The organism is Synergistaceae bacterium (assembly GCA_031267575.1).
GTDB lineage: Bacteria > Synergistota > Synergistia > Synergistales > Aminobacteriaceae > JAIRYN01.
This window is the reverse complement of sequence record JAIRYN010000009.1, coordinates 49,151-57,455: the sequence shown is the minus strand read 5'-3', so window position 1 is coordinate 57,455 and position 8,305 is coordinate 49,151. Positions and strand designations below refer to the sequence as shown.

Below are 8,305 nucleotides of genomic sequence, written 5' to 3'. Positions count from 1 at the left end.
AAACAATGCCGCGGATTATGGGATGAATAAGTGGGACGACAATGACGAGGAGAGGATATATGGGGATTCTGTTCTGAAGCTGAGTGAAGAATCCTTAACCTTAACAACCACCGTTACGTTAAAAGAAGTTAAAAAAGAAGTTAAAGTCGTCTATGTTAAGGGGCTTAGCTTGCTTACGCAATAGCGATGATGGCGTCGTAGTCTTTAGAGCCTTATAACCTAAAGTCCCGTAAGCGTCAAATAGAATGGACATGGAAAGTGCAGGGAAAAGGTATATACTACGTTCAAGCTCAAGGGCGAAGCTCAGCTTTGGGGAGGGTTTCACTGTTTCGAAGACGCCATAGATTTTAACTCGATAGTATATTAAATAGTATATATTAAATCCCCCGGCTATGCCGGGGAAACTAAATAGAGCGGAAGCGATCCGTGAAGTAACAAAATTCCCAGACTCCAGATTAAGTCCTCAGATATGCTAGGCAAAACAGAAAAAGCGGAATAAGTTGAGTCCTATGTTTCGCTTATTCGAGGGCGAGAGGCTTTTCTAATGATTTGATGTTTTAAGCCCCTTATAGGAGCGCAATTTCAAGCCAGCGCTTGAAGCGGTGGCTGGTGGCTATGTTTTACGATAATATTCTGATCTTTCTGATCTTATTAACCTTATTTTGACCTTATTTTGGCTATCACCAATCAACTTAGCAAAACCTACTGTACGCAAGAATAATTGATTAGGAATAGCTCATTTGAGTGCGAGACATTTTTAGAAGAGTAATATTTAGCGTTGAAAGCGGAAGTTATTTTGTGACGAGCTCTAGAAGTTATTTTGTGACGAGCTCTAAGAGAAGAATACGAATCGAGCATCGCTCAGGCCAGGTGTGCAAAGACCTGGAACGCGTCTATATCGAACAGAAGGAAATTGCCGAAAGCGCTAAAGCTCTGGACGAAACCCTGAAAATCAGCGAGTTTGACGAGAAAGGGCGAAAAACCGGCGAAAAGATCAGGCGAAAAGATCAAAGGAAAAGAGACCGAAAAGACCGCGGCTTCTGAAACGAACCCGACCCTAACGCTGGAAAAAGCGATGTACAAGCGCGGGCAACGCGAGTATGTGGGGTGGGAGACCGGACGGCAAGAGCGGATCGACAAGAAAAATACCGCCCTTCGAGTCGTAGCTGATGTTTACTGGGCACGACGGGTTTTCAAATTCGTCCCGGTCAGAGAGACTGTTTTCTATTCCCTTCGTCTTGCATTGTGCTCTTATGTACGAAAAAACTCTCCGACAGTCACGTTATTGTACTCTATTTCGCTCTATTTCAATGTGCATTTCGTTACCTCCTTAAATTTTTTTAGGGAGTTGTGACTCGCTGCTCCTGCATTACCGGGCGGGATGTTCTCCGCCCGTCACTCTGCGTTTTCCAATCCCATCGTTGAGAGGGTTTCTGGTTAGCGAGTCCTTGAGTTTCATCGCCGCTGTTCTGGCTGGCCGTTTCCTATGGGTTTCTTGTGTTCACCGTTCGACCCCTTCTCCCGCTGGCCCGATTCCCTGGTTCGTGCCTACCCTCTGGTTGTCAAGGTGCTTGGTGCTTGATTCCTGACTTGATGGACATAGTTACACCTTGGCGCGTAAAGCGTCAAAGTGTAGTATATAGGCCATAAATCCTATCTTTACTTTGACGCGTTATACGTCAAGGTGCATAATGTAAAAGGAGGTGATATTTAAATGGCAAAAAGCGAAAAAGCGAGTGACGTTCGATTTACGTTTCGGATTGATGAGAAAGAATGGGCCTTATTTACTTCCATCATCGCCCTGGAAAGGAAAAACGCGATTGACGTAATAAGAGCTTACGTCAGACAGTACATTGAGGAGCGGAAGGGCGTTTTAATGTCAGCAGCAGCAGAATTAGAAAAAACAAAAGTCTAGCCGCCGAGAATGCCGCAATCCTGGCCAAGGCAAAAAGGAGCTAACCCAAAAGAGCTAACCCAAAATGGACAGAATAGGGTACAAGATTCAAGTCGCATGGGACGAAAAAGCGCTGGTATGGATTGCCACAAGCGATGATTTGCCGGGCCTTGTCTTGGAGTCCGGCTCTGTGGATGCGTTGATCGAGCGCGTCAGAGTGGCGGCGGCTGAGCTGCTGGAGATTGCTGCTGGAGATTGAGGAGAAGCGGCACGAAGGCGTTTCCTTGGACTTCAGCATGGCTCGTCAGGTGGTGGTTGCCTGATGGCAGAGTATGAGACGAGAGTCCGTGAGAAACTGGCCGAAAACGGGTGTTATTTCCAGCGGCACGGCAGAGGGGATCATGACATTTGGTACAGCCCTATCACGGGACTCTCGATAACGGTGGATGGTGGATGGGGTAATCAAATCGAGGCACACGGCTAACGCAATCATGAAAAGAGCCGGTGTTGATCACCGTTTTTAGGATTGCTAGAGAAGGTTACAATCCTTGAGGAGCGCTGGAGGCTAAAATGAAAAGGCTGACTACCCCAGCAATTTTAATATGGACGCTGGCAGGAAGAAAAAGCGATATAAGATATAAGATAATCCATCCGCTAATGATGCCGCTAATGATGCCGCTAATGAGCTAATGATGGGAAAGGATGATTCGCCGCTCTTCGAGATTTTTTCTGAGATTGACTACCGCTACGATCTCCTGTATCGGTCTGTCTCCAATGTGCAGGAATAAGAATTTTTCAAGCCGCGAGAGAGTTTTACAAGCATATTGGGGAGACTTTGACGGCGCTATGTTTCGACTGTGCCATTCCCAAGCTACTGCCCCGAAGGTGGGAAGATCGGGTTTCTTGGCCTTTGGATCGATTCCCCCCGCCAGGTTTTCCTTGAAAGCGTCGCGCTTCTCCCGGACCTCTTTCAGCCCAACTTCGGGATACACGCCGAGGCTTGTTTTGTGTTCCCGACCTTATATCCAATACCGCAAGTGCTAATACTTGCCGCCAGTCGGGAGAACTTCCACGGGAGAACTTCCAAATGAAGCCCGTTACCATCCCCAAGTTGGTACGGCTTTTCTCGCCCCTTGGCCTTTCGCACTTCCATCTCCGTCAGCGCTACAGCATACCCCTCCTCCACAAGCACCAACCCGTTTTTCTGTCCGGTTATGTCCCGGATAGTATTATATTTTGTTATGTTTTATTGTGCTGTGTTTTATTGTGCAAGGAAATAGCCTAAAAATCCGCTTACTGACTGCCTTTTTGTGCAAGATTGTTTCCTGTTATTTTTGTTCTTGGTGCGGAGAGGGAGAATCGAACTCCCACAGCTTTTAAGCCACAAGATCCTTAGTCTTGCGCGTCTACCAATTCCGCCATCCCCGCAAACTCGTGATTTTTTATTTTTAAAACTCCACTTATTACAACTTAGAAGATTTTACTTTATTTTCTTCAACACGTCAACAGCATCATAAAGGTTAAAATCCGCAAGATGCTCTCTAAAAATCCATGTCATCCTGCACTGCTCAAGGAAATTTTGGGGAAGGACCTGTCATCATGAGTAGAATTTAAACGCTCTAATTCCGCAGCGACCAATATGCGCGCTACGTCATGATAAGCGCTCTTCGCGCGCCATCTTAAAATTTAGGGGGCTTTGAGGGGTAACGCGCGGCTTTGCAAAATATCGGAGGACCTCTGCAAAGTTGGGCTGAGGTTCACGTGTTCTTTCCAAAATAACACCGGTGTGCCATAGCCCGTGACGGTGCCTGCGAGAAACAGCGCGTTCGAGACTAGCCGATGGAATGAACCCCGCCTTGATTGCCCAATTTACGGCTTATCCATAGCGGAGATTGAGGCATTGCGCAGATCGTATTGAGTTTAGCGGCATAGGTGAACGCGCGTTGCCGCATTACAAGTTCCGGCGGCAATAGGTTCTTACACGCGAAAAACCTCTGGGAGATTTTACTCCTAGGGGTTCTTTTGGATTGCCGAGCGAAAAACTTCATTTAAGACACATTTAAGACAATAAAATTATATTGGATATTTTTTTGCGTTCTATTTAACCGTAATTTTAGCCTTAAAAATTCCCATATATTCAATCTAAGTTTTTTTTGCTCCGAATTAATACCGATACGTGTTTTAATTTAGCAAATCTTTATGACATGAAATCAGCAAGAAACTGTCACACGAAAAACGCGTTTTTATGACATGATAGAAATGAAAACATAGAAATGAAAATAGTAAATCACATCACATTTTCACATTTATTTAAAGTTAGCTCTGCGTCTGACTTGCGGCGCCTCTGCATTTTTACGAGGAGGGAAAGCGCGTGGCGGAAGATTTTTCTCGTTCTTCACGAGCCGAAAAAACTAGAATCATTCAGGAATTTGTCCCCGGTAAACAAGTGACAATCGCCCATATTATCGCAAATCCCAATAGGGACATCTGCGAACGGATCGGCGTCGATAACAAGGGCGCGGTGGGAATCATGACAATAACACCAGGCGAGGGTGCTATCATCGCGGCGGATACGGCCTCGAAATCATCCAACATCAGAATAGAATTTGTCGACCGCTTCACGGGAGGACTTGTCTTCAGTGGCGAGGTCTCCGCTGTCGAATCCGCTCTCGTTAACGCCATGCACGCCTTGACAGAGACTTTGGGCTTCGCTCCATCGAACATTACGAGGAGCTAACAAGAGACATGGAAGAAGAGAGGTTAAAAGAAGAAGAGAGGTTAGAAGAAGAGAGGTTACACGTTCATCTTCCTCAAGAAGGGGTTTCGGTGGAACCAGTGGAGACCGCGAAGCAGCCAAACGAGCTCCGCCCTCCTGAGCTTGAATGTTTACATTATGGCTACCTTTCCGCTAATCGTAAGCTCATGGTAGCGGGACCCACACGGGCCGGAAAATCCACGCTTCTTAAAGCCCTTGGTTACATTGACGACGTGCGGAAAACGCAGATGGTCGTACACGGAAGCTATTTCATCGACACACCAGGAGAACTGCTGAACCACTTGTACCTTTACAGGTCGCTCTTGCAAAACGCGAACAAGGCCGGGCTCGTGCTTTTTTTAGCCGACCCGACGCAGACACCCCGCTATCCGCCGAAATTTAACACCGCCATTCGTGGCAAAGTACTGGGGGTCGTGACGAAGATAGATCTGGCTACGGAAGACATGAAAGCGCGTTCAAAAAGAGCCCTGGAAGTGGCGGGAGCAAAGGAGGTGATGTTCTGCTCGTCGCTAACGGAAGAAGGGATACCGGAGTTGCGTGAAAAAATTGATCATATTCTAGGAGGTGCGTTTGGAAATGAACGGTGAAGCTCTGGGTTTAATAGAGACAAAAGGGCTTGTCGGCGCGATCGAAGCGGCGGACGCGATGGTCAAAGCCGCCAATGTGGGTCTAATCGGTTACGAGAAAATAGGGTCCGGCTATGTGACGGTCATGGTGCGTGGAGACGTGGGAGCGGTGAAAGCCGCGACAGACGCCGGAGCGGCGGCCGCGAAAAAGGTGGGGGAAATCGTGTCCGTACACGTTATTCCGCGTCCACATTCGGACACGGAAAAAATCCTTCCCAAAATCGGATAGCTACAGTGAATTAAAGTAAAACGCCTAAAGTTAGGATAGTGAAAAGCAGTCCTTTGTGAATCAAAGTAAAACGCCTAAAGTTAGGATAGTGCAAAGCAGTTCTTTGTGAATCAAAGTAAAACGCCTAAAGTATAGGATAGTGAAAAGCAGTCCTTTTATGAGCTTAGAGTGCTTAATGGCTTAATGGTTCAACTGTTATTTTATCAAAGCGCTATAACAGAGGAGGCGTCGAGATGGAGCAAGAAACAGTCAAAAAAGTAATGGATGAAGTTATGAAGCGGTTCGCGGAGACTCCCGCCGAGACGAGCAAGCCGGTCGTGGAAGAGTGTCGTGTTGAGCCAAGTTGCGTCCCCGCGAGTTGCACTGAGTTCATCGGGACGGCTATGGGACATACCATCGGACTCGTCATTGCGAATGTCGAAGGGCGTCTGCATGAATTGATGGGCATAGACAATAAATATCGCTCAATAGGGATCATTTCCGACCGCGTCGGCGCTGGCCCCCAGCTCATGGCCTGCGACGAAGCTATCAAAGCGACGAACACCGAGATCATTTCCGCCGAAATGTGCCGCGATACCGAGGGCGGCGCCGGACATGGAGCCCTCATTATCTTCGGCGCGGAGGACGTATCTGACGCTAAACGCGCCATCGAGGTCGCCCTCAAAGAAACCCCGAAGTACTTCGGCGACGTGTGGGGCAACGAAGTTGGGTATCTGGAGCTTCAGTACACGGCCCGCGCGAGCTACTGCCTCAATAAAGCCCTGGGCGCTCCCGTGGGACGCGCGTTTGGGCTCATTCTGGGCGCGCCCGCCGGCATTGGCGTTGTCATCAGCGATACGGCGCTTAAGGCGGCCGAGGTTGAGGCGTTCAGCTACTGCTCGCCGCAGAAAGGCACTTGCTATACCAACGAATCCTTCATCATGGTGAGCGGGGATTCCGGAGCCGTGCGGCAGGCTATTCTTACGGCCCGCGACGTGGGCGTGAAGTTGCTCCACTCCCTGGGTGGCAAGCCGAAGCCCTCTACAGTTCCCTACATTTGACCGGCAAAGTTCCTCTGAAAACGAGGAAGAATGAGGAAGGTGGCTTGAGAATGGCTGGCACAAAACGCAGCAAAAGATTCGAAGCGCTCGAAAAACGTCCGGTCCACCTCGACGGCTTCATCGGGGAATGGATTGAGGTGGGACTTTACGCGATGGGTAGCCCCCAAGACCCGCAACCCTCTCTTAAAATAGAAAATGGCAAGATCGTTGAAATGGACGGTAAGTCCAGAGTCGAATTTACCACGATAGAGCAATTCGTGGCGGATTACGCGATCAACGTCGAAAACGCGAAAGAGGCTATGGCGAAGAGCGAGATAGAACTCGCCCGTATGCTCGTGGACATCAACGTCCCGCGTCCAGAGTGCATCCGCATGTTCACGGCTCTCACCCCGGCTAAGATAGCCCGCGTCATGGACCGCATGAACGTGGTCGAAATGATGATGGCGATGCAGAAAATGCGCTGCCGCCAGACGCCCGCCAACCAGGCCCACGTTACCAGTGCGAAAGACCATCCGGTCATGCTGGCGGCGGACGCGGCCGAGGCCACATATCGGGGCTTCAAAGAAATAGAGACGACGGTGGGTGTTGTTCGTTACGCGCCCTTCAACGCGCTGGCCCTTCTGGTGGGCGGGCAGGTGGGACGCCGCGGTACCCTGTCGCAAGATGCCCTCGAAGAGGCGTTCGAGCTACAGGTCGGTATGCGCGGCCTGACCAGTTACGCCGAAACCGTCTCGGTCTACGGCACCGAGCGCGTCTTCGTGGACGGAGACGACACGCCCTGGTCGAAGGCGTTCCTGGCCTCCGCCTACGCGAGCCGCGGCCTCAAGATGCGCTTCACGTCCGGCACGGGCTCCGAGGTTCAGATGGGCGCGGCCGAGGGCAAGTCGATGCTCTACCTGGAAGCCCTCTGCGTCATGGTCACGAAGGGCGCTGGGGTGCAAGGGCTTCAAAACGGCTCCATCTCCTGCATCGGCGTGCCCGCAGCGGTTCCCTCCGGGCTTCGCGCCGTGACGGCGGAGAACCTCATCACCATGTGTCTCGACCTGGAGGTGGCCAGCGGCAACGACCAAACTTTCTCCCACTCCGACCAGCGCAGAACCGCGCGGACAATGCCGCAGTTCCTCCCTGGCACGGATTGGATATTCTCCGGGTACTCCTCGGTACCGAACTACGACAACATGTTCGCGGGCTCCAACTGGGACATTTCCGATATGGACGACTACCTGGCGCTCCAGCGCGACTTCAAGGTAGACGGTGGCCTCCGGCCCGTGAAAGAAGAGGACGTCATAGCGGTCCGCAATAAGGCCGCGCGCGCCATGCAGGCCGTGTTCGCGGAACTCGGCTTTCCCCCCATTACTGACGATGAAGTCGAGGCGTGCACCTATGCTTACGGTTCCAATGACATCGGCAATCGCAACATTCCTGAGGACCTCAAAGCGGCGGAACGTCTGATGAGCGACGGCGTTACCGGCGTGGACGTGGCGAAAGCTCTGGCGAAACGCGGTTTCCGCGACGTGGCCGAGTCCATTATCCTCATGATGAGGCAGCGCGTCGCCGGGGATTATCTCCAGACATCCGCGTGGGTCGGGACTGATGGCACGGTCTATAGCGCCGTCAACGATCCGAACACTTACATGGGCCCCGGCACTGGCTACGAAATATCCAGCGAGCGCTGGGAGGAAATCAAGGCTATTCCCTGGGCCATTCGCGCCGAAGACGTATAGGAAGTATTAGGAAGGG

Annotated in this window: 12 protein-coding genes and 1 tRNA gene; 10 read left to right on the top strand and 3 right to left on the bottom strand. The window is 50.7% G+C overall.

Annotation, left to right across the window (positions count from 1 at the left end; all coding sequences use genetic code 11):
* The 5 genes from LBJ36_01495 to LBJ36_01475 form a co-directional block, all read left to right on the top strand.
* On the top strand, window positions 1-184 hold a 184-nt coding region (locus LBJ36_01495; protein ID MDR1377715.1), incomplete at its 5' end, for a hypothetical protein.
* Window positions 185-822: 638 nt separating this feature from the next.
* Window positions 823-1,044 carry a hypothetical protein gene (locus LBJ36_01490; GenBank protein ID MDR1377714.1) on the top strand — a complete coding sequence of 74 codons (222 nt, stop codon included), beginning with the start codon at window positions 823-825 and terminating at the stop codon, window positions 1,042-1,044.
* A gap of 670 nt (window positions 1,045-1,714) precedes the next feature.
* Entirely contained in the window at window positions 1,715-1,915 is a 201-nt protein-coding gene (locus tag LBJ36_01485) for a hypothetical protein (GenBank protein ID MDR1377713.1), read from the top strand.
* 64 nt (window positions 1,916-1,979) lie between these two features.
* Entirely contained in the window at window positions 1,980-2,153 is a 174-nt protein-coding gene (locus LBJ36_01480) for a DUF1902 domain-containing protein (protein MDR1377712.1), read from the top strand.
* A gap of 63 nt (window positions 2,154-2,216) precedes the next feature.
* Window positions 2,217-2,378, top strand: coding sequence for a hypothetical protein (locus LBJ36_01475; GenBank protein ID MDR1377711.1), 162 nt, complete (start codon window positions 2,217-2,219; stop codon window positions 2,376-2,378).
* A gap of 202 nt (window positions 2,379-2,580) precedes the next feature.
* Here the strand turns inward: LBJ36_01475 and LBJ36_01470 are convergent, their stop codons facing one another.
* The 3 genes from LBJ36_01470 to LBJ36_01460 all read right to left on the bottom strand — a co-directional run bounded on the left by LBJ36_01470 (window position 2,581) and on the right by LBJ36_01460 (window position 3,322).
* Window positions 2,581-2,886, bottom strand: a complete 306-nt coding sequence (locus LBJ36_01470; protein ID MDR1377710.1) for a hypothetical protein — start codon at window positions 2,884-2,886, stop codon at window positions 2,581-2,583.
* A complete protein-coding gene (locus LBJ36_01465; GenBank protein ID MDR1377709.1) occupies window positions 2,865-3,086 on the bottom strand; it encodes an Arm DNA-binding domain-containing protein in 222 nt (73 codons plus the stop codon). The genes LBJ36_01470 and LBJ36_01465 overlap by 22 nt, the downstream gene beginning before the upstream one ends.
* A 149-nt stretch (window positions 3,087-3,235) precedes the next feature.
* Window positions 3,236-3,322 (bottom strand) — tRNA-Leu (locus LBJ36_01460).
* Between the two features lie 943 nt (window positions 3,323-4,265).
* Between LBJ36_01460 and eutS the strand changes: the two genes are divergently transcribed.
* From eutS to LBJ36_01435, 5 genes are all read left to right on the top strand, one after another.
* A complete protein-coding gene (eutS, locus tag LBJ36_01455) occupies window positions 4,266-4,631 on the top strand; it encodes an ethanolamine utilization microcompartment protein EutS (GenBank protein ID MDR1377708.1) in 366 nt (121 codons plus the stop codon).
* A gap of 8 nt (window positions 4,632-4,639) precedes the next feature.
* Window positions 4,640-5,257, top strand: a complete 618-nt coding sequence (locus LBJ36_01450; protein ID MDR1377707.1) for a hypothetical protein — start codon at window positions 4,640-4,642, stop codon at window positions 5,255-5,257.
* Window positions 5,247-5,525, top strand: coding sequence for a propanediol utilization microcompartment protein PduA (gene pduA / locus LBJ36_01445; protein MDR1377706.1), 279 nt, complete (start codon window positions 5,247-5,249; stop codon window positions 5,523-5,525). The genes LBJ36_01450 and pduA overlap by 11 nt, the downstream gene beginning before the upstream one ends.
* Window positions 5,526-5,758: 233 nt before the next feature.
* A complete protein-coding gene (gene pduB / locus LBJ36_01440) occupies window positions 5,759-6,565 on the top strand; it encodes a propanediol utilization microcompartment protein PduB (protein MDR1377705.1) in 807 nt (268 codons plus the stop codon).
* 50 nt (window positions 6,566-6,615) lie between these two features.
* Window positions 6,616-8,289 carry a propanediol/glycerol family dehydratase large subunit gene (locus tag LBJ36_01435; GenBank protein ID MDR1377704.1) on the top strand — a complete coding sequence of 558 codons (1,674 nt, stop codon included), beginning with the start codon at window positions 6,616-6,618 and terminating at the stop codon, window positions 8,287-8,289.
* Window positions 8,290-8,305: the final 16 nt, after the last annotated feature.